Source organism: Sporosarcina cyprini, from assembly GCF_022048975.1.
GTDB lineage: Bacteria > Bacillota > Bacilli > Bacillales_A > Planococcaceae > Sporosarcina > Sporosarcina cyprini.
Genome location: NZ_JAKMHX010000038.1, coordinates 232,098 through 253,237 on the forward strand (window position 1 = coordinate 232,098; position 21,140 = coordinate 253,237).

The window sequence follows — 21,140 nt, forward strand, 5'->3', positions numbered from 1 at the left end:
CCAAGATTTCCTTTTATCTCTCCGATTTTTTCTTGCGCAGCGCAGCTACAAAAAAGCCATCGCTGTCAAAATGGTGAGGCAAGACTTGAAGCATGTCCCCTTTTATTGTATCTGTTTCATGCCCTACCAGATGTTCCAGCGGAATCGTTTCCATATCAGGATGTCTTTGCAGGAATTCGGAAACGGACCCGATGTTCTCTATTTGATCAACCGTACAAGTACTGAAGACGATGATGCCATCTTCCTTAATTAAGTGGTAAGCAGTATCCAGCAATTCGGCTTGTATTCCCGCCAAATCATGCAGGTCACTTTCTTGTTTATTATATTTAATTTCCGGCTTCCTACGGATGACCCCGAGACCGCTACACGGTGCGTCCAACAAAATGCGGTCAAAAGATGAAGCTGGATAGATTTCCGTCAGCTTCCTGCTGTCACCGCTTCTTGTTTCGATTGATTCCAATCCTAGCCGCTTGGCGCTCGACGTAATAAGGGATAATTTGTGATCATGCAAGTCGTGCGCGAACACTTTCCCTTCATCCTTCATCTTTTCTGCAATGAATGTCGTTTTTCCTCCTGGAGCCGCACACATATCCAAAACAGACATCCCGGGCTCCAGATTTAAAGCGAGTACGGGCAGCATGGAGCTTTCATCTTGGATAGTAATTAAACCATTTGCAAACGCCTCTGTTTTCGCCAAGTTTCCTCCAGCGACACGAATGCATTCCGGCACTACTTCCCCTTTCATCACTTGAAACCCTTCAGACGCCAACTGTTTCATTACTTCTTCCGTAGTCGTTTTCATCGTGTTGACACGCGCCGTCATAGTCGGGGGCATATTGTTCCTGCTGGCCATCGCAATGGTGCTCTCTTTGCCGTATTGATCGATCCATCTGCGCAGCAGCCATTCGGGATGGCTTGTCTCTATCGACAATCTCGTAATGTCGTCTTCAATTTCCTCCACCGAAGGTACACCCTCGCGCAGGATGGAACGGAGAATACCGTTCACAGTCGCAGAAATCCCTTTATGTCCTCTTCTTTTCGCAATTTCCACCGCTTCGTGCACAACGGCATGCGGAGGTATTTTAGAAAGATAGACGAGTTGATAGACTGACAATCGAAGAAGTTCCTTCACCCATTTGTCCAATTTCCCTCGGACAAACGGCTTCACGTAATAATCCAGCGTCATTTTATTCTGCAAGGTGCCATACGTCAATTCAGTCAATAATCCCCGATCTTTCGGTGCAATCGAATAAGTCTCCATTGTCTTATGCAGCAATAGGTTGCTATAGGCTTGATTGTTTGCCACTTCCAACAGGATGGATAGTGCAGCATCTCTGACATTGCCATTCCATATTTTCTTTTTATTAGTTGTCATTCGAAACGGTCTCCTACTTGCCATTTGGAACCGACGCCGTTAAGGAACACGTCGATCGCCATGCGCTTTTTCCCTGCTGGTTGCAGCTCTTTAATTGACAATGCTGTATCATCGCCGCATTGAACAATCATTTCATCTTTATCAATGGAGATGATGGTGCCTGGTTGCCAGGCAGCCGAATTACGGTGCACCTTTTCAGCCTTATACATTTTCACATTATCACCTAGAAAGGTTGTGTAGGCGTTCGGCCAAGGGTGCAATCCGCGGATTTGATTGTAAATAGCCTCGCCCGGTTTATTCCAATCAATCCGTTCTTGTTCCCGAGATATATTATGTGCAAAAGTGGCTTCGGATTCGTTTTGCGGTATTCTTTTATTCGTCCCATTCAAAATGGATGGCAACGTTTCTTTTAAAAGCTGAGTGCCCGCTGCCGATAAAGCATCGAACATCATGCCTGTGTCATCATTCTCTTTGATCGGAACAGTGACTTGGGAAATGATATCACCAGCATCCAGTTTTTCTGCCATATACATGATCGTTACACCCGTTTCGGTTTCCCCATCCATAACAGCCTGGTGGATCGGTGCGCCTCCCCGATACTTTGGCAGCAAGGACGCATGAACATTTATACAGCCGAGTCTTGGGACATCTAGAAGCTCCTTTGGCAAAATTTGACCATATGCTGCGGTAACAATCAAATCAGGGGCCATCTCGACCAGCTTCTTTAATTCGTCTGAACCTCTTAACTTCTCAGGTTGGAGAACATCAAGCCCAAGCCGGATTGCTTCCTCTTTAACAGGGGGCGGCGTTAACACACGCTTTCTGCCAACTGGCCGGTCAGGCTGCGTGACGACGGCCAAAATGGAATAGCCTTCGTCTACTAGCATGGAAAGTACAGGGACTGAGAAGTCGGGTGTACCCATAAATACGATATTCGTCAATTCTGCTCATCCTCCTCCAGGTCGTCTGGCTCCTCCTCGAATTCCGAAGGATCTACTACTCGCAGGATTTTCGTATCAAACAATACACCATTGAGATGATCAATCTCATGCATGATAGCTCTCGCTTCATAATCTTCCGCTTCTAATTGATACAGCGACCCGTCCCGTTCTTGCGCTTCAATCCGTACGAAAAACGGACGTTCGACTTCACCATATAGTCCTGGGAAACTGAGGCAGCCTTCCACTTCGACTTCTGAACCGCCCACCGCAGTTACGACGGGGTTCACCATTTCAATTACGTCGTCTCCTTCGCCCATGTCGACGATCGCTACACGGATTGGTTTGCCCACTTGCGGTGCAGCTAATCCAATTCCGTCTGCAGCTACCATGGTGTCATGCATATCATCCAGCAAGGTTGCCAGCTCTTCGTCAAACGCCACTACTTCTTTACATGATTGTGTCAATATAGGTGAAGGATGCTTCACAATTTCCAATATGGCCAATTTAATTCCTCTTTTCAAAAAATGGATGTTGGATCAACATCTACCGACATAAGTAATCCCGATTTAATCCAATCGGTACGATAGATTTTAATCAGCTGCTGGAGAGTTTCCGTCAGCTTCGGTTCTTTTTTGTATTTTAGCAAACATTGATATCGATATCTATTGTTCACACGGCTGATTGCTGCGGCAGCAGGTCCGATAATGACCGTATCCGGCGAGAGATTGTCTTTCAAAAACCGAGTGCCCTTCTCAGCAAAATCCACCGCCTTCAGTAAATCTTCATGGGAAAATTGCAGCAAGGTAATATAATAAAAGGGCGGATAACCGTATTGCTTTCTTGACGCCATCTCCAGTTGATAAAAAGGTTCGTACTGCTGGGCTTTCGATAATTCAATGGCATAATGCTCAGGAGAATAGGTTTGTATGAAAACTTCTCCGGGCAGTTCATGCCTGCCTGCCCTTCCACTCACCTGTGTCATCAGCTGGAACGTCTTCTCGGCCGCTCTGAAATCAGCTAAGTGCAATGTTGTATCTGCTGCAAGTACACCAACGAGTGTGATTGCCGGAAAATCTAATCCTTTCGCGATCATTTGAGTGCCGAGCAAGATATCCGCTTTCCCTTCACTAAACTGGCGCAAGAGCCGTTCGTGCGATCCTTTTTGCCTTGTTGTGTCCACATCCATGCGCAATACTCTTGCTTCGGGAAGCAATCTTGCAATCTCTTCCTCGGCTTTTTGCGTTCCCGTTCCAAAAAAACGGATATGCTCGCTCTGGCATTCCGGGCATTCAAGCGGAACAGACTCTTCATGGCCGCAGTAATGGCATTTCAGACATTCATTTGCCCGATGATAGGTCAATGAAATATCGCAGTTCGGACATTGAACGACCGTTCCACAATCGCGGCAAAGAACGAAGGAAGAGAATCCACGTTTATTTAGAAATAAAACGGTCTGTTCTTTGTTCTCCAGGCGCTGTCTCATCGCTTCGGCAAGCGGAACAGAGAACATCGAACGGTTCCCTTCTTTTAATTCCTCCCGCATATCGACAACATGGACCGTCGGCAAACTTTGTTTTTTGGCCCGCTCTGAAAGGGTGAGAAGCGTGTAAACCCCTTTGGACGCTCTAGCAAATGACTCAAGCGAAGGAGTAGCACTTCCTAAGATAACGGGACAATGATGATATTGCGCCCTCCAGATCGCTACATCACGTGCATGATAACGTGGATTATCCTCCTGTTTATACGTCGATTCATGCTCCTCATCCAAGATAAGCAGTCCTAGATTTTCAAACGGAGCAAAAATAGCAGAGCGGGCACCGACGACGACCTTCACTTCTCCCCGGTGCACTTTTCTCCATTCATCATATTTTTCACCTGATGATAACCCGCTATGCATGACAGCGACCAATTCGCCGAAACGCTCTTGGAACCGTGCTGTCATTTGAGGCGTCAATGAAATTTCAGGAACGAGTACAATCGCTTCTTTCCCCTGCTGCATGACGTGTTGGATGGCACGCAAATACACTTCCGTTTTTCCGCTTCCTGTTATGCCATGCAAAAGGAAAGTTTCGGCGCTGCCCTGATCGAACGCTGCCGTCACTTTCGCTAAAGATAGCGCTTGTTCGTCTGTCAATGAAATGGGAATCGCAGTATCTTTCAAGCGAGGAGCCGCCGGTTCGCGGTACGTTTCCACATACTCTTCCGTTGCTGCGCCTTTTTCAATAACCGATTTTAATGCAGGATTTTGAATACCGGATTGCTCAATGACGGAAACCGCAGCTATCGTCTGTCCGGCCCGTTCCGCCATCCAGTGCAGCAGATCCTTCTGCTTTCTTGCATTCGGATGGATCGTTTTGAGCAGGGAAGTAATGGTCTCACGGTCTGCCATCGTGACCACACGTGCTTTTTTCACTTCGGTCTGCTGGCCGATGGCAATATCTACGGATACAATTCCTTCAGCCGCATAGGACTTCAGCTTCCTCAAAAGGCTTGCAGAACCAGCCGCCTGCTTTAAGGGAAGTCTTGTTTTATTTCCAATGAACTGCTTGAATTCCTCATCTTGAATGTCTTCCATCCGATGGACCGTAATGAATTTCTCATATTTCGCTCGCATCGCTGCTGGCAGCATGACCTGCAATGCGTCGATCTCGTATGACAACGTCTTCTCCGCAAGCCATTTAGACAGCTGTAACAGCTCTTCTGATAAAACCGGTTCCAAATCAATCAGCTCGGCAATCGGCTTCAATTTATCTGCCGGCACATCACTTTCTTCTTTTAGATTCACAATATAGCCGAGCACAGCCCTTGGACCGAATGGCACTTTGATTCGCGATCCACGCTGAATGACCGACTCCAAATGCGTAGGAACTTCATAGTCAAATGGTCGATCAATTGGATAAGCTGCCACATCGACAATGACCTCAGCGATCATGCGGCATCACTTCTTCCTCTTCCATGATCGACTCAAATAGTTTTTTGGCCAACACAGGCTTGGCCATCGCCCCAAATGGCTTATGGGTGCCATTCTTCGATAACAATGTCACGACATTCGTATCGCTTCCAAATCCGCCACCCGGATCCGTCACGTCATTCACAATGATATAATCTAAGTTCTTTTTCTCGAGTTTGGATTGTCCGTATGCAATGGCATCGACTGTCTCAGCCGCAAATCCGACGAGCAGCTGTCGCTCTTTCCTCTCTCCAAGGGTTTTGAGAATATCCGTCGTTTTCTCAAGCACCAAAGCCATTTGCTGATCCTTCTTTTTCATCTTCTGCTTTTTGACTTCAGCAGGACGATAATCCGCGACAGCCGCCGATTTAATGACGATATCCGCATCTCCATAGTGGGAGAGGACGGCTTCGAGCATCTCCTTGGCGCTCTCGACATCGATGACTTTCACGCCTTGTGGTTTCGCTAAGCAGACAGGTCCTGATACGAGTATCGTTTCTGCACCTAAAGCAGCAGCGGCCTCCGCCATGGCATATCCCATTTTCCCGCTGGAAAAATTGGACACATAGCGGACCGGATCAATTCGTTCACGTGTCGGACCGGCTGTAATGATCACCTTTTTTCCTTGCAGCGGCAGTGGCTTTTCGCTGTTGTTGAAGTGTTCAGCAATCAAGGAGACAATCTTCTCCGGCTCTTCCAATCGCCCTTTCCCTACATAGCCGCAAGCCAAAAACCCTTCTGAAGGTTCAATGAAACGGTAGCCATCCTGATGCAGCGTCTCAATGTTCCGCATGACAGCCTTGTTTTCATACATATGAACATTCATCGCTGGTGCAATCCAGACATCTGCCGTTGTGGCCAGAAGCGTCGTTGTTACCATATCATCCGCAATACCATTCGCGATCTTCCCGATGGCATTTGCCGTAGCTGGCGCAACGACAACAAGATCCGCCCAGTCCGCCAAATCAATGTGGGCGATGACTCGCGAATCTTTTTCATCAAACGTATCGTAATACACATCATTTCGGGATAACACTTGGAAGGAAAGCGGTGTGACAAATTTCATGGCGGATTCTGTCATGATCACCTTCACTTGCGCACCAGCTTGCGTCAATTTACTGACGAGTGCAACCGCTTTGTATACTGCAATCCCGCCAGTTACACAGAGGAGTATGTTTTTATTCAACAACACCATTCCACCCTTTCTACATATCGGCAACTTTCTTTTGTAAGGTTTCAGACCACTGTTGCTTCCTGACGCCCCTACATGTGCGGGGCATGGAGTATACGGCGGTGCTTATCGGTACGGATGGCTGTCCGTCCAATCTCATGCATTTCATTTAAAAACGACAAACTCCCTAAGAAACAATTCAAAGGGAGCGTAGCTTGGTATATGGAACTAACCGTTTCAGGTTGAAAGATCAGACTTCGTCTTCGTATACGATGGAATCATCCTGTGCCTGTATGGAAAGGACACCCGCAGCCACTTCCTCAAGTGCTTTGCCAACATTTTTATGGGAACGATAGTAGTCAAGAAGGACTTCTCTCGTCTCCTGCATCTCTCTTGCACGTTTCGAAGCAAGTGTCACAAGAGTGTATTTAGAGTCAATTTTCTCTTTTAATGAATCGACTGATGGATATAACATGAATTTATTCCCCTTCCAACATAAGTAGATATCTTTTTTCAACGCGTTCCCGGCGGCAGTGTTCTGCCATGACAATTGCATTAATTCTGTCACAGGCCTTGGAAACTTCGTCGTTTTCCACAACATAATCATACAGATTCATCATCTCAAGCTCTTCCCGCGCCTTTAGTACGCGGCTCGCAATGACGTCTGCTTTTTCCGTGCCTCTTCCGACCAACCGGTCCTCGAGCTCCGATAAGCTGGGTGGTGCCAAAAAGATGAACAAACCATCCGGCATTTTTTCCCGCACTTGTGCGGCACCGACAACTTCAATTTCTAAAAACACATCTCTGCCTGCATCCAGTGTTTCATTCACATAGTCAAGCGGAGTGCCGTAATAATTGCCAACATACTCGGCGTATTCCAGCAATCTTCCTTCCCCGATCAGCCGTTCAAAATCCTGACGGGACTTAAAGAAATAATCGACTCCATCCTGTTCGCCTTCACGAGGGCTTCTCGTTGTCATGGAAATCGAGTATTCATAATTCGTATCCGGTTGTGAAAACAGTTCTTTTCGCACCGTCCCTTTGCCAACGCCGGAAGGGCCGGAAAGAACGATCAACAAGCCACGTTGTTTGTACATGCAATCCCTCTTCTTATGTATTCTCAAATTCGTCCCGTTTCATTCTAGTTTACACTCTCGCAAGAAAACAGCAGACGTACGGACAGATGCCTTTCAAGCATCCTTAGGCTTAACAACTTCGTTATTTGTTAAACAGCATACTCATATTATAACATATCTCTTCAATAGAGTGCTAAAATGGGACTAAACGATTTTTTTGAAAGAGGAATTCATTATGGCATTTGACGGTTTATTCACTGCTGCAGTCACTTCAGAGCTTCAGCAGATTCAAAATGGCAGGATTACAAAGATCCATCAGCCGAACATACAGGAAATTATCTTGCATATCAGAGCGGGCAATCGAAATCATAAATTACTTTTGTCCACACACCCTTCCTACTCAAGAATCCAATTGACAGAGGAGACGATTGTTAATCCGGCGGAACCGCCGATGTTTTGCATGGTCCTACGGAAGCATTTGGAAGGCGGTATGATAACTAAAATTGAACAAGCCGGCACAGACCGCGTCATCAATCTTTCAATCCGTGCGAAGGATGAAATCGGGGATGACATGGAACGTGTGCTGAGTATAGAAATTATGGGCCGCCATAGTAACATTTTATTGATTGATCCTTCCCGGAATATGATTGTCGACAGCATGAAGCATCTGCCTCCATCCATGAACAGCTATCGAACGATTCTGCCGGGACAGCCGTATATACCGGCACCGCCACAAGAGAAGACGAATCCGTTTACTCTAACAGAGCAAGAATTCGACCAATTATTCGCGTCGTTTGAAGCAGCTGGAGACCTTGTCAGCTCTCTGTCCGGATTTTCCAAGCTGAATGCTGAGGAGCTTTTATACAGATTGCGATCTACTCCCAAAAACGAATGGTTCAAAATCTATCAAAACTTCCTTGCATCGTTTAACGGAACCGAGCCAAAGCCCAATTACGCAGTCATCAATGGCAAAATGTCATTTTCGGCCACTCCGTTAACACATGCAGACGAAACTTTAACTTATTTTGAAACGCTCGGCACGCTATTGGATAAAGTTTATTTTGCACGGGCGGAGCGTGAACGCGTAAAATCCCAGGCAGCAGATTTGGAACGCTGGCTCGACAATGAAATTTCGAAACTTCAATTGAAAATGAAGAAATTGCAAAAAGAACAGGATGCAGCCAGCAAGCTGGATACCTTCCAGCTGTACGGCGAATTATTGACAGCCAACAGCTATGCGATCCAAAAGGGAGAAACAGAAGCTACTGTAGACAACTATTATACAGAAGGTGAAACAGTCACCATCCCGCTAGACCCGAGAAAGACACCGATCGAAAACGCGCAGCGGTATTACGCCCGGTATGTAAAAGCGAAGAACGCCCTCATCATGATTGCTGAACAGCTAGAAAAAGCGAAAGAGGATATAGATTACTTCGAAATGATCAAGCAGCAAGTAATGCAGGCTTCCACGGAAGATATTGATGAGATTAGAGAAGAGCTTGCCGAACTGGGTTATATGAAAGCGCGCAAGCTGAAGAAGAAGCAAAAACCGAAGAAACCATCTCCGGAGAAATATGTTTCAAGTGCAGGCATTCCGATTTCCGTCGGTAAAAATAATAAGCAAAATGACTATGTCACATTCAAAACAGCTTCTCGTGACCATGTCTGGCTGCACACAAAGGATATACCGGGATCGCATGTGGTCATCCATGAGGCCGAACCGGATGAAGAGACCATTCGAGAAGCCGCAACACTTGCCGCTTACTTCAGTAAAGCAAGGGAGTCCGCTTCCGTCCCAGTAGATTTCACCGAAATCCGACACGTCAAAAAACCAAGCGGTGCCAAACCCGGCTTTGTCATCTACTTTGAACAAAAAACGATATTTGTGACACCGGATGAAGATTTGGTGAGACAGCTGAAAAAATAATTCGCAATTTGAGCAGGGATGGAAAGAGAGATTGCTTCCATTCCTGTTTTTTTGTGTGTTTGGGGAGATACTTAATATTTAGGATCGAAGTAAGTATTGGCGGTTGGCCCCCATTATTTTTAATGAACACTAGATATTTGAGCTGAACACTAGTATATCGGAATGAACGCCAGATAATTGAGTTGAACGCCAGTATACCGGAATGAACGCCAGATAATCGAGTTGAACGCCAGTTTACCGGAATGAACGCCAGTATACCGAAACGAACGCCAGATAATCGAGTTGAACGCCAGATAAATGAGCCGAACGACAGTATACCGGAATGAACGCCAGATAAATGAGTTGAACGCCAGTATACCGGAACGAACGCCAGATAATCGAGCTGAACGCCAGTATACCGGAACGAACGCCAGATAAATGATTTGAACGCCAGAATACTGGAACGAACGCCAGATAAATGATTTGAACGCCAGTATACCGGAATGAACGCCAGATAATCGAGTTGAACGCCAGTATACTGGAACGAAAGCCAGATAAATGATTTGAACGCCAATAACTCCGGATGAACGCCAATTAATCAAATTGAACACCAATAACTCCTGCCGAACGCTAAGTAATCCAATTGAACGCCAGTAGCCCCCACCAAAATTAATTCCAACACAAAAACAGACCACAAACAAACCCGCTATACCACGAGCTCATCTGCAGTCCGCTAGTTGTAGCATGAAGTAAATCACTTACTTACAGCGCGTCTGTCCGTTCCTCACCATCCGGCAAGTATTTCAGCAAACCGAGTTTGCTAAGTCCATTTTTGATTTTCGTTGTATAGCCGAGTTTTTCACTAGACAAATATGACGCTTTGGATGCGATCATCTCTTCTAGTACAGGGAGAAAGCTTGGATCGATCGGCTCCCATAAGCTATAAGAATTGATGAGGTCCTCTAAGGTCAAATGCTTGTAATCATCGCCTTTATAGCCATAGTCCGGTGAGATGCGATACCAAATATCCCCGTTATCCCGAATCCAATCATCCTTGTTAATGACGATCGCATTTTGGATCGACTTTGCCGTTTCCAAGTACCTATCGTCCCCGAATTCGTTGTACGCCATCAATAGGATGTTCATGCCGCCGAGTACGTGGTTCATGGACGCGTGCGTCGGTCCTTCCTGTATGATCGGGAAATAGTCCGAAATATAGTACGCATCTTTAGAGACAGGGATTACATGACCCTGCTCTTTTTGTGAGACTAATAAATCCGCATAATTTCGTAGCGGTTCTTTATACTCGCTAATATCGAACTCATCGCCGCTCCGATAATAAAACAATGCGATCTGTTCATTGAATCGGGTGTCAATGAACGGAGCTGTGATGCCATATAGCCCTTTCAGATACGTACTCGTCACTTCCGTTTCCCAATACGGCTTATCGCCCCTGAAGTTTTTCAAATTAACGAATGCATTATAAATCAAGTTTTCAAAGTATCGGTCCTGCTGTTCATGGAACAACGTCATTGCCCGATCTTCTTTCATAAGCAACAAACTTCTGCCGTACCCCTGCCCATTTTCCGGCAGTGGTTCTGTTGTCGTCACCATCTTATTGAAGGGGCCGATCGCAGTATACCAATTGTTCCGTTTCTTATAGTATTGTGCGCTCTCTAGCATCCATGATTCCCGATGTGCATCTTTGTTGAAGAGCATATTCTCCGAATTCAAATACCATTGATCGACTATGTCATTCCCTTTAGATTTCAAGGCATGGACGGACATAAAAGTGGAGCCGACTTGGGTAAATGACAATGATTCCTCTTCGGCGAGCAGTTCACGCATCCGGCTATGGCCGCCTTCCGCATAGTCCATTGCAAGCTGCCTGGAACGGTAGGATTGGCCAACCATCCGCTCCTGCACCGACCCGTCCTCATTGAGAAAACGAAGGACGCCCGTTGGATAGGATGTCAGATCTGCATTAAACAAATCCTCGCTATTCCGTTTAATTGGATGCTGGTCAAACCGGTACAGCTCATAGCTGTCCACGTAGTTTTCCTTTTGCAAGACATCGACCGTAACCGCTTCGCCCGTTGGATTTTCCAGCTTGGAGAACAGGAAGTAGTCCCCATTATCAAATGATCGAACGGTCAATTCGATCGTTGTTCCTTCTTCGCCTACCTCGTAAAGATAAGTATTATCTCTGGAGAAATCGTTATCAATTCGGGTATGACCTGTAAATTGGATCGGTTTTTCGGAACGCAAGTAGATTGGATGTTCATCAAATGAAACCTTCTCTAAATGCATTCGCCCTATTGCAGGAGAAAAGTCTGGTGATTGAATTGCTGCCGACAACTCATAATTTTTATCGTCAGGTCCCATGTTCTTTTCTTTCATCGCATTGTAAAGCACGGCTGAGAAGGTGGCACGGTCGACTGCTCCTCTTTCAAGCAACGCTTTTTTCTGAACCGGGTTTTTGATTCTGAATAACGCAGCCTTTCCTTGTCTTTGACTGTCAGCTGGCCAGATTTCCTCTATCTTATCATCAGTTAACTCGAAGGCTTGGCGAATTGCCGTTTTCAACTGGCCGATTGTCATTACGCTCTCTTTCGTCAACAAGCCATTGGCAGGTGTTTGAAAAATTCCAGCGTTATGCATCGCTTGTATGAGCAATTCTTCATTCTCATAACCCTTACCTGATTCATCTGGCAATCCTGGTATGGATTTAGCACGATTGAATGCCTGCGCTGCTTCTCCCATCGTCATCGCAGTGGATGGGCGGAATTGCAAATCGCGATATCCCGTCATGATTCCTTGATCTACTAGCCACATAATTTCATTTTTAGCCCAAAACTCATTTGTAATATCGGTAAAGGGAGTCACCCTCTCCTCTTGAACTGCCCGGCGTTCATTGGCTTCTGCATTCGGCGCGGTCACCAGTACAGCTGCAACGAGAATGAGAAATGCAAATCTCATCAATTTTTTCATCTGTTGATCTTCACCTCATTCACCATGATACACCATTCAGTTTACCATCAATTACAAAATAGGTATATACTGTCGAATCCTGCGTAAAAAAGCGTTATGCCCTGTGAAAAGACATAACGCTTTGCATTCACAACTTATTTTATTACAACAAGCCTTCTTTCAACTTTCCATGCCACGCCAGCAGTCCATCCATTGATTCATTGCTGATTGCTCCGCTTTCAACTGCAGCTTCTGCTAATGAACCGAAATTAGTCAAGCTTTTGTAGACGAGCCCTGCTTCAGAAAAAGCAGAGTCCGCGCTTGCCAATTCATATGTAAAGATTGAAACGACACCCGTCACTTCGACTCCTTCTGACCGTAAAGCTTCTACTGCGTTCAAACTGCTTCCTCCAGTGGAAATCAAATCTTCGATAATGACGGCTTTGTCATTTGCAGCCGCTTTCCCTTCAATTTGCTTGCTTCTGCCATGTCCCTTTGCTTTCGAGCGGATGTAAACCATCGGGAGCCCAAGGATATCCGCAACCCACGCAGCGTGCGGTATGCCTGCTGTTGCTGTCCCGGCAATTAAAGTAGTTTCTGGGAAATGAGTGCGAACTAGTTCAGCAAGTCCTTCCGCGATTTGTTTGCGGCCGTTTGGATCGGACATTGTTAACCGGTTATCGCAGTATATAGGTGATTGAATACCGGATGCCCATGTAAAGGGATCGTTCGGGCTTAATTCAACTGCACCGACATTCAACAAAATTTTAGCAATTTCCTTTTGACTCATAATTAGTTCTGTCCTTTCCATAAAGCGTTTATTAGGTCGTATGCCGCTTTCGGTTCTGCCGATCCAGTGATGGCGCGTCCGACGACAATATGGGTAGAACCTGCAAGTCTTGCTTCTTCAGGCGTCGCAATCCGCTTCTGGTCCTGTGTGTCTCCTTGCGGCAAACGGATGCCTGGCGTGACCTTCAAAAATTCTCGGCCACACGCTTCTGCTATAGCAGCTGACTCGTGGACTGAACAGACTACTCCATCCAAACCGGCTGCTTTCGTCAATTTTGCATAGTGAAGAACAGATTCCTCAAGCGGCACACGGATCAGCTGCTCTTCTGCGACTTGCTTTTCGTCTGTCGAAGTGAGCTGTGTGACGCCGATGAGAGCTGGACGTTTCAAGCCTGCCGGTGTACCTTTGTCCAGGCCTTCCAATGCGGCTTCCATCATCGTTTTTCCACCTGCCGCATGGACATTGACAAGATCAACGCCAAAGCCGGCCAGAACTTCCATAGCGGATTTTACGGTATTTGGGATATCGTGCAATTTCAAGTCCAGGAAAACATCGAATCCAAGCTCTTTCAGTTTCGCTACGATGGATGGCCCCTCTTTGTAATAAAGCTGCATACCCACCTTAACGCTTACATCTCCATCAAACGGTTGCAAAAATGCAAACGCCTTTTCAGCGGAATCAAAATCTAATGCGATGATCGGGGATGTTTTCATAATCGATGGCTCCTTCCTACAAGTTCAGATAGTTGGCCTATTCCTAGCTCGTCCAACTTTGCTGGCAATTCCTCAATGATGTTCGGACAAACGAAAGGATCGACAAAATTGGCTGTTCCGACAGCTACAGCACTCGCACCTGCTGATAGGAAATCAATAACATCATCGGCTTCCGAGATACCGCCCATTCCGATGATTGGAATATTAACCATCTGGCTCACTTCATACACCATCCGGATGGCGACCGGTTTGACCGCAGGGCCGGACAATCCGCCTGTACCGTTCGCGATGACCGGGCGGCCGGTTTTATGGTCGAGGCGCATGCCGATAAGTGTGTTGATCATGGTCAGTCCGTCTGCGCCGCCTTCCTCAACAGCTTTGGCGATCTCCTTAATATCCGTCACATTTGGAGATAGTTTAACGTAAACCGGCACTTTTGATACTTCTTTCACAGCTGCCGTCAAATCACGAGCTTGTACTGGATCGGTTCCAAAAGTGATGCCGCCGCATTTGACGTTCGGACAGGAAATATTCAATTCCAATGCCTTCACATTAGGAGCCGTCGAAATGGTTTTTGCCACTTCTACGTAATCCGCTGTCTCCGTTCCTGCCACATTCGCAATAATGGGAACATCAAACTGTTCGAGCCAAGGCAATTCATTTTCCATGACGCTTGTAAGACCTGGATTTTGCAGGCCGATTGCATTCAGCATGCCGGAAGCCGTCTCCGCCACACGCGGTGTCGGGTTGCCGAATCTTGTCTCCAGTGTCGTCGCCTTGATCATTATAGCGCCGAGCTTCGATAAATCATAGAAATTCGCGTATTCTTTTCCGAAACCGAAGCAGCCAGATGCTGGCATAACCGGATTTTTTAACTCCAGGCCAGGAAGTTTCACTGCTAATCTGTTCATATGGAGACCACCCCCGCTGGAAATACTGGACCGTCCGAGCAAACTTTGACATAGTCCTGTCCTGTTTGTTCGGTTGTATGGCAAACGCAAGCGAAGCAGGCGCCAATGCCACAACCCATCCGTTGTTCAAATGACAGAAACCCTTTTTTCTCCGAATAAGTAGCTTGCACTGCTTGTAACATCGGCATCGGGCCACAGCTGTAATACGTAGCAAAATCGTTATCCAATTGTGCCATCACATCCGTGACAAAACCTTGTGTTCCTCTAGATCCATCTACCGTAGCGATATACGTATCGCCCAGTTGTTTGAACTGTTCCTCGTAAAAACATACCGCATCCGTCTGGAATCCAAGGATGTGGATGCATTTGACGCCTTTTGCCGTCAGTTGCTTCGATAATTCATATAATGGAGGAACACCGATGCCTCCCCCAATCAAAACAGCCGTTTCGCCAGCAGCTGTTTCTTCGACAGGAAAACCATTTCCTAGAGGGCCAAGCACATTTACAGTTTCCCCGGTTAATTTGCTCGAGAGGAGCTTTGTGCCTCGTCCTTCAGCTCGATAAATAATCGTCATTTGGGATAATTCTTTATCTATCGAGGCGATTGATATGGGTCTTCTAAGCAAAGGCTCCATTGTTTCAGATACGCGGACATGGACAAACTGGCCAGGGGAAGAGATTTCCCCGACCAGTTTTCCGGCTAGTGTCAGTTCAAAAATATGTTCGGCTATTTCAGCGTGCCGTACGACTTTCATTTGCTCTTGAATAATCATAGTACCACCTGTTGTTTTGGCATATGGTCTGTCTGGAAGGACATCGATTCAATCACACGGAGCATAGCATCCGCCGTATCGATGGACGTCAGGCATGGAATTCCGTTTTCAACAGACTCCCTGCGAATTCTGAAACCATCACGCTCAGGCTGTTTGCCCTTCGTCAATGTGTTAATGACCAGTTGTGCTTCCCCTTTTTGGATCACATCCAATAAAGTCGGACCTTCCGCCCCTATTTTCCCTACTGTTTTTACGTTCATTCCGGCAGCTTCCAACACTTTCGCTGTGCCTTCCGTCGCCAAAATCCGATAGCCAATCTTGATGAATCTTTCAGCGAGGTCAACCATTTCCTCTTTATCCTTGTCGGATACAGTCATCAGCACGGAGCCGTACTCTTTAATTTGCATGCCGGCTGCAACTAGTCCTTTATATAAAGCTTTTTCAAGTGTAATGTCTTTCCCCATAACTTCTCCCGTTGATTTCATCTCAGGTCCGAGCGTGATATCCACTCTTCGAAGCTTAGCGAATGAGAATACCGGCACTTTGACATAAACCCCGGCTGGAGCCTGGGCAAGCCCTGTCTTATACCCTTGCTCTGTGATGGATTGGCCAAGTATGGCTTTCGTTGCGATATTGGCCATCGGCAGATTTGTAATCTTGCTTAAGAATGGTACAGTCCGGCTGGAACGCGGGTTTACCTCGATAACATATACTTGGCCTTCCGAGATAACAAATTGGATGTTAAGCAACCCTTTGATGTTCAATCCGATTGCAAGCCGTTTCGTATAATCGACGATTGTCTCCACCATCGATGCCGATAGGTTTTGCGGCGGATAAACGGCGATCGAGTCCCCGGAGTGAACGCCAGCGCGTTCAATATGTTCCATGATGCCTGGAATCAATACATTGACTCCGTCGCAAATGGCATCCACTTCAATTTCGGTTCCTGTCAAATAGCGGTCGATCAGAACCGGATGCGCCGGGCTCGCTTCCACAGCATGTTCCATGTAGTGGAGCAATTCTTCTTCCCGATAAACGATTTCCATCGCCCGTCCGCCGAGTACATAAGATGGTCTGACGAGTACAGGGTAGCCGATTTCATTCGCAATAACGACTGCTTCCTCAACAGATACGGCTGTTTTGCCAAGCGGCTGTGGGATTCCGATTTCACGAAGAGCCTTCTCGAACTTATCTCGATTTTCAGCTCGGTCGATATCTTCAAGGGATGTGCCGATAATGTTGACTCCCCGTTCTTCCAATGCGTCAGCTAGATTGATGGCTGTCTGCCCTCCAAATTGGACGATGACTCCTTCTGGCTGCTCCAAATCGATAATATGCATGACATCTTCAATTGTCAGAGGTTCGAAATATAATTTATCCGAAATCGAGAAGTCTGTTGATACCGTCTCCGGATTGTTGTTGATAATGATTGCTTCGTAACCCGCTTGCTGGATTGCCCATACGGAATGGACTGTCGCATAGTCGAATTCGACGCCTTGCCCAATCCGTATTGGACCTGAGCCAAGGACGACAACACTTTTCTTATCCGATTTAACTGATTCGTTCTCTTCCTCGTAAGTTCCATAAAAATACGGCGTATCTGACTCATATTCACCCGCGCATGTATCGACTTTTTTATACACCGGAATAATCCCATTTTCTTTACGGAAATCGTATACTTCCCGTTGCTCTTTATTCCATAATGCAGCAACCGTCACATCAGAAAAGCCCATTCGCTTCGCTTTATAAAGAACATCTACGTTGAATGGATCGGCTTGCAACTCCCTTTCCATTGCCACGATCTTCTCTAGTTTCCGTAAGAAAAACAGGTCGATCTGGCTCCAGTCATGGATTGTCTCGATTGTCACTCCGCGTCGCAGCGCCTCACCGATGAAGAAGAGCCGCTCATCCCCAGCCCGTCTGATCCGCTTTTCAATCCATTCATCCGTCAGTTCATCTGCGTGTTTCAATGAAAGGCCGAATTGGCCAGTCTCCAATGAGCGGACTGCTTTTAAAATCGATTCCTCGAATGTCCGTCCGATCGCCATCACTTCGCCCGTCGCTTTCATTTGCGTGCCAAGATTTCGCTTTGCAGATTCAAATTTATCGAACGCCCAGCGAGGAATCTTACTGACGATATAGTCGATCGTCGGCTCGAAGCACGCGTAAGTTGAACCGGTTACCGGGTTTTTCATTTCGTCCAATGTGAGGCCGACTGCGATCTTTGCAGCCAGCTTGGCAATTGGGTAACCTGTCGCTTTTGAAGCTAGGGCAGAAGAACGGCTTACCCGCGGATTCACTTCAATAATGTAATAGTTGAAACTATGCGGGTCCAGAGCGAGCTGCACGTTGCAGCCGCCTTCGATTTTAAGCGCGCGAATAATTTTAAGTGATACATTCCGAAGCATCTGGTTTTCGCGGTCTGTCATCGTCTGGCATGGCGCGACGACGATGGAGTCGCCTGTATGGATGCCGACCGGGTCGACGTTTTCCATATTGCAAACGACGATGGCATTATCGGCAGAATCCCGCATGACTTCATATTCTATTTCTTTATAACCAGCAATGGATTTTTCAAGAAGGCATTGCGTCACGGGGCTGTATTTCAAGCCGCTTGTGACGATTTCCTCTAAATCTTGATCGTTGTAGCAAATGCCGCCGCCAGTGCCTCCTAATGTGAAGGCCGGGCGTACGATGACCGGATAGCCGATTTCCTTTACAAAGGCCTGTGCTTCCTGCAAGTTATGAACAATTTCACTTTCCGGCACCGGTTCGCCTAATTCATTCATCAGCGTGCGGAACAAGTCGCGGTCTTCCGCTTTATGGATCGCATCCAATTTCGTCCCCAAGATTTCAATGCCTAGCTCATCCAAAATGCCCGATTCTTGAAGTTCAATCGCCATATTGAGCCCAGTTTGTCCTCCGAGTGTCGGAAGGAGGGCATCCGGGCGTTCTTTGCGGATGATCCGGCTAACGAAGTCGAGTGTGATCGGCTCGATATAAACTTTGTCTGCAATTTCCGTGTCTGTCATGATCGTCGCCGGGTTGGAGTTGATGAGAATAACACGGTATCCTTCTTCTTTTAAAGACAGGCATGCTTGTGTTCCTGCATAGTCGAACTCTGCTGCTTGACCGATGACAATCGGCCCTGAACCGATGACGAGGATCGTTTGGATGTCTTGACGTTTAGGCATTGAAATTCTCCTTTCGAGTGCTGGCATTCATTACGTTGTCAAAGCGGTCAAACAGATGGCTGGCGTCATGCGGTCCTGGCGATGCCTCCGGATGGAATTGGACCGAGAATACACGATCCGTTTCGTGACAGATCCCTTCGATTGTTCCGTCATTCAGCGCCCGGTGCGTAACGGTAAGTGGTGTTGAAGCGATGGAGGATTCCTCCAGCACATAACTGTGGCTTTGGGAAGTCAGTTCTGTCCTTCCAGTCGTCAAGTCCTTCACTGGATAATTCCCGCCGCTATGTCCGTTTTTCATCTTTTGGATTTTTGCTCCGTATGACATGGCAAGTAGTTGATGGCCAAGCCCGATACCAAAGATTGGCGCGTTCCCGATAAGATGTTTGATTGTATCTGCTGCCCCTTCTACGTCTTCCGGATTGCCAGGTCCGTTAGACAATAAAATACCGTCCGGCACAAGCGAAAGAATAGCTTCAGTCGAAGTATTATATGGTACAACAATTACGTCAAAGTCACGTTTGTTCAGCTCTCGCAGCAACCCATGTTTCAAACCGAAGTCGATGACGACAACACGCTTACCCTGTCCTGGGCTGGAATATGGCTTCTTTGTTGAAATGGAAGCGACTTGGTTTACAGGAATTTCATATGCCTTTGCTTCACCAATGGCTAAACTAGCATCCAATTCTTCACCTGCCGCTGTCAGCTTGCCTTTCAACGGGCCCTTTTCACGCAGCAAACGGGTCAACTTTCGCGTATCAATTCCTTGGATACCCGGAATCCCTTTTAGTTTCAGAAGGTCGCCTAACGTCATGGCGCTACGGAAGTTGGATGGCTCGTCGCTATATTCCCGGACAACGATTCCGTTGATTGCTAGTTCGATTGATTCATAATCGTCTCGGTTGATGCCTGTATTTCCGATCATTGGATACGTCATAACTACAATTTGGCCATAACCGGATGGGTTAGATATCGCTTCCTGATAACCAGTCATTCCTGTCGTAAAAACCGTTTCTCCGATGGTAGCCTTCTCAGATCCAAAAGCTTCCCCTTTGAACACAGTGCCGTCCTCTAATACGAGATATCTTGTCTTCATCATTCCCCATCCTTCCAAACGATTTTGCCTTCGAAGATTGTTGTCGCCGGCCATCCAAAACATGTCCAGCCGTCAAATGGCGTGTTCTTCCCTTTTGAAATGAATGTCGAACGGTCGATGGTCTGTTCTTTATTCAAATCTAGCAAGACTAGATCCGCTTTAGCTCCGACTTCGATTGTTCCATATGGCAAGCCAAATACACGAGCTGGCTTCACAGTCATCCAATCTACTAATTGTTTTAAAGTCCATTCGCCTTTCTTGACGAAGTGCGTATACAACAGTGGGAAAGCTGTCTCAAATCCTGTAATGCCGAATGGTGCCTTCGCGAACCCTGCTGCCTTTTCCTCAGCCGTATGAGGAGCATGATCTGTCGCAATGAAATCGATCGTCCCGTCCAGCAAGCCTTCAATAAGTGCGTCGCGATCTTCGCTGCTTCTGAGCGGAGGGTTCATCTTCCAATCTGCATCATCGCCCGGAATATCATCTTCACATAGCAAGAGATGGTGAGGCGTGACTTCAGCCGTCACACGGACTCCCGCCTTTTTCGCATCCCGGATGACTCTCACTGATTCCTTTGTGCTGACGTGGCATACATGGTAATGTGCCCCTGCCGCTTCCGCCAGCAAAATATCCCTTGCAATATGCACAGATTCAGCGATGGAAGGTATGCCTGTTAAACCAAGTTCTTTGTTTCGCTTTCCTTCATGCATGGAACCGCCGTATATCAATGTATTGTCTTCACAGTGAGCAACAATGGCCATATCCAGTTTGGCTGCATCCTGCATCGCCTCGTACATCATTCCAGCCTGCTGGACACCGACACCATCGTCTGTAAAGGCAAATGCTCCCTCTTCTTTTAGTGCAGCCAGATCTGTTCGCTCTTTCCCTGCTTCCCGAATCGTAATGGAAGCATAAGACAATACACGAATATGTGCATTTTCACGAATGAGCGAATTGACATGCGCCAGATTTTCTTTCGTATCAGGAACGGGTCTTGTATTCGGCATCGCACAGATTGTCGTGTAGCCCCCCTTGGCAGCTGCAAGTGTTCCGGAATCAATCGTTTCCTTATGCTCGCCGCCGGGCTCACGCAAATGCACATGCACATCGATGAATCCTGGAGCTGCCCAAAGTCCTTCACCTGCAATGACTGTCGCATCCTGACGATCTAAATTCTGGCCAATCTCGCAAATTACATCGTCTTTCATTTTAATATCTGCCGTAACGGCAACTCCTTCATTATTTATCAGCTGGACATCTGTCAGAATCGTATTCAT

General features: G+C 46.8%; 17 protein-coding genes. 1 reads left to right on the forward strand and 16 read right to left on the reverse strand.

Annotated features, from left to right (window positions below; all coding sequences use genetic code 11):
• Nucleotides 1-13: 13 nt before the first annotated feature.
• The 7 genes from rsmB to gmk form a co-directional block, all read right to left on the reverse strand.
• The gene (gene rsmB / locus L7D49_RS19715; RefSeq protein WP_238084159.1) at nucleotides 14-1,375 is read right to left on the reverse strand and encodes a 16S rRNA (cytosine(967)-C(5))-methyltransferase RsmB; all 1,362 of its coding nucleotides are present in this window, start codon (nucleotides 1,373-1,375) and stop codon (nucleotides 14-16) included.
• The gene (gene fmt, locus L7D49_RS19720) at nucleotides 1,372-2,316 is read right to left on the reverse strand and encodes a methionyl-tRNA formyltransferase (protein WP_238084162.1); all 945 of its coding nucleotides are present in this window, start codon (nucleotides 2,314-2,316) and stop codon (nucleotides 1,372-1,374) included. Before fmt ends, rsmB begins: the two co-directional genes overlap by 4 nt.
• Nucleotides 2,313-2,819: a peptide deformylase gene (def, locus tag L7D49_RS19725; RefSeq protein WP_238084165.1), complete on the reverse strand. Its 507-nt coding sequence runs from the start codon at nucleotides 2,817-2,819 to the stop codon at nucleotides 2,313-2,315. The genes fmt and def overlap by 4 nt, the downstream gene beginning before the upstream one ends.
• Before the next feature lie 14 nt (nucleotides 2,820-2,833).
• Entirely contained in the window at nucleotides 2,834-5,248 is a 2,415-nt protein-coding gene (priA, locus tag L7D49_RS19730) for a primosomal protein N' (protein WP_238084168.1), read from the reverse strand.
• Nucleotides 5,238-6,458 (reverse strand): bifunctional phosphopantothenoylcysteine decarboxylase/phosphopantothenate--cysteine ligase CoaBC, encoded by a 1,221-nt coding sequence (gene coaBC / locus L7D49_RS19735; protein ID WP_238084171.1) that lies wholly within the window; start codon nucleotides 6,456-6,458, stop codon nucleotides 5,238-5,240. The genes priA and coaBC overlap by 11 nt, the downstream gene beginning before the upstream one ends.
• A gap of 229 nt (nucleotides 6,459-6,687) precedes the next feature.
• Nucleotides 6,688-6,912 carry a DNA-directed RNA polymerase subunit omega gene (rpoZ, locus tag L7D49_RS19740; protein ID WP_238084175.1) on the reverse strand — a complete coding sequence of 75 codons (225 nt, stop codon included), beginning with the start codon at nucleotides 6,910-6,912 and terminating at the stop codon, nucleotides 6,688-6,690.
• Nucleotides 6,913-6,916: 4 nt separating this feature from the next.
• Nucleotides 6,917-7,534, reverse strand: coding sequence for a guanylate kinase (gmk, locus tag L7D49_RS19745; protein ID WP_238084177.1), 618 nt, complete (start codon nucleotides 7,532-7,534; stop codon nucleotides 6,917-6,919).
• Between the two features lie 214 nt (nucleotides 7,535-7,748).
• Between gmk and L7D49_RS19750 the strand changes: the two genes are divergently transcribed.
• A complete protein-coding gene (locus L7D49_RS19750) occupies nucleotides 7,749-9,440 on the forward strand; it encodes an Rqc2 family fibronectin-binding protein (protein ID WP_238084180.1) in 1,692 nt (563 codons plus the stop codon).
• Between the two features lie 149 nt (nucleotides 9,441-9,589).
• Here L7D49_RS19750 and L7D49_RS19755 read toward each other — a convergent pair whose 3' ends face one another.
• From L7D49_RS19755 to L7D49_RS19795, 9 genes are all read right to left on the reverse strand, one after another.
• Nucleotides 9,590-10,030, reverse strand: a complete 441-nt coding sequence (locus L7D49_RS19755; RefSeq protein WP_238084183.1) for a hypothetical protein — start codon at nucleotides 10,028-10,030, stop codon at nucleotides 9,590-9,592.
• A 151-nt stretch (nucleotides 10,031-10,181) separates the two neighbouring features.
• Entirely contained in the window at nucleotides 10,182-12,410 is a 2,229-nt protein-coding gene (locus tag L7D49_RS19760; protein ID WP_238084186.1) for an S-layer homology domain-containing protein, read from the reverse strand.
• A 142-nt stretch (nucleotides 12,411-12,552) separates the two neighbouring features.
• Nucleotides 12,553-13,182, reverse strand: a complete 630-nt coding sequence (gene pyrE / locus L7D49_RS19765) for an orotate phosphoribosyltransferase (protein ID WP_238084368.1) — start codon at nucleotides 13,180-13,182, stop codon at nucleotides 12,553-12,555.
• Nucleotides 13,182-13,892 (reverse strand): orotidine-5'-phosphate decarboxylase, encoded by a 711-nt coding sequence (pyrF, locus tag L7D49_RS19770; protein WP_238084188.1) that lies wholly within the window; start codon nucleotides 13,890-13,892, stop codon nucleotides 13,182-13,184. The genes pyrE and pyrF overlap by 1 nt, the downstream gene beginning before the upstream one ends.
• A complete protein-coding gene (locus L7D49_RS19775) occupies nucleotides 13,889-14,803 on the reverse strand; it encodes a dihydroorotate dehydrogenase (RefSeq protein WP_238084192.1) in 915 nt (304 codons plus the stop codon). Before L7D49_RS19775 ends, pyrF begins: the two co-directional genes overlap by 4 nt.
• Nucleotides 14,800-15,576: a dihydroorotate dehydrogenase electron transfer subunit gene (locus L7D49_RS19780; RefSeq protein WP_238084195.1), complete on the reverse strand. Its 777-nt coding sequence runs from the start codon at nucleotides 15,574-15,576 to the stop codon at nucleotides 14,800-14,802. The genes L7D49_RS19775 and L7D49_RS19780 overlap by 4 nt, the downstream gene beginning before the upstream one ends.
• Entirely contained in the window at nucleotides 15,573-18,770 is a 3,198-nt protein-coding gene (carB, locus tag L7D49_RS19785; protein WP_238084197.1) for a carbamoyl-phosphate synthase large subunit, read from the reverse strand. Before carB ends, L7D49_RS19780 begins: the two co-directional genes overlap by 4 nt.
• The gene (locus L7D49_RS19790; RefSeq protein WP_238084199.1) at nucleotides 18,763-19,863 is read right to left on the reverse strand and encodes a carbamoyl phosphate synthase small subunit; all 1,101 of its coding nucleotides are present in this window, start codon (nucleotides 19,861-19,863) and stop codon (nucleotides 18,763-18,765) included. Before L7D49_RS19790 ends, carB begins: the two co-directional genes overlap by 8 nt.
• Nucleotides 19,863-21,140, reverse strand: a complete 1,278-nt coding sequence (locus tag L7D49_RS19795) for a dihydroorotase (RefSeq protein WP_238084201.1) — start codon at nucleotides 21,138-21,140, stop codon at nucleotides 19,863-19,865. Before L7D49_RS19795 ends, L7D49_RS19790 begins: the two co-directional genes overlap by 1 nt.

Excerpts from the sequence above, each read along its gene's own strand:
- carB (WP_238084197.1), bottom strand. The coding sequence starts at position 18,770 with ATGCCTAAACGTCAAGACATCCAAACGATCCTCGTCATCGGTTCAGGG.
- priA (WP_238084168.1), bottom strand. The coding sequence starts at position 5,248 with ATGATCGCTGAGGTCATTGTCGATGTGGCAGCTTATCCAATTGATCGA.
- rsmB (WP_238084159.1), bottom strand. The coding sequence starts at position 1,375 with ATGACAACTAATAAAAAGAAAATATGGAATGGCAATGTCAGAGATGCT.
- L7D49_RS19780 (WP_238084195.1), bottom strand. The coding sequence starts at position 15,576 with ATGATTATTCAAGAGCAAATGAAAGTCGTACGGCACGCTGAAATAGCC.
- L7D49_RS19775 (WP_238084192.1), bottom strand. The coding sequence starts at position 14,803 with ATGAACAGATTAGCAGTGAAACTTCCTGGCCTGGAGTTAAAAAATCCG.
- rpoZ (WP_238084175.1), bottom strand. The coding sequence starts at position 6,912 with ATGTTATATCCATCAGTCGATTCATTAAAAGAGAAAATTGACTCTAAA.
- L7D49_RS19795 (WP_238084201.1), bottom strand. The coding sequence starts at position 21,140 with ATGAATACGATTCTGACAGATGTCCAGCTGATAAATAATGAAGGAGTT.
- L7D49_RS19790 (WP_238084199.1), bottom strand. The coding sequence starts at position 19,863 with ATGAAGACAAGATATCTCGTATTAGAGGACGGCACTGTGTTCAAAGGG.
- L7D49_RS19760 (WP_238084186.1), bottom strand. The coding sequence starts at position 12,410 with ATGAAAAAATTGATGAGATTTGCATTTCTCATTCTCGTTGCAGCTGTA.
- L7D49_RS19750 (WP_238084180.1), top strand. The coding sequence starts at position 7,749 with ATGGCATTTGACGGTTTATTCACTGCTGCAGTCACTTCAGAGCTTCAG.
- pyrF (WP_238084188.1), bottom strand. The coding sequence starts at position 13,892 with ATGAAAACATCCCCGATCATCGCATTAGATTTTGATTCCGCTGAAAAG.
- gmk (WP_238084177.1), bottom strand. The coding sequence starts at position 7,534 with ATGTACAAACAACGTGGCTTGTTGATCGTTCTTTCCGGCCCTTCCGGC.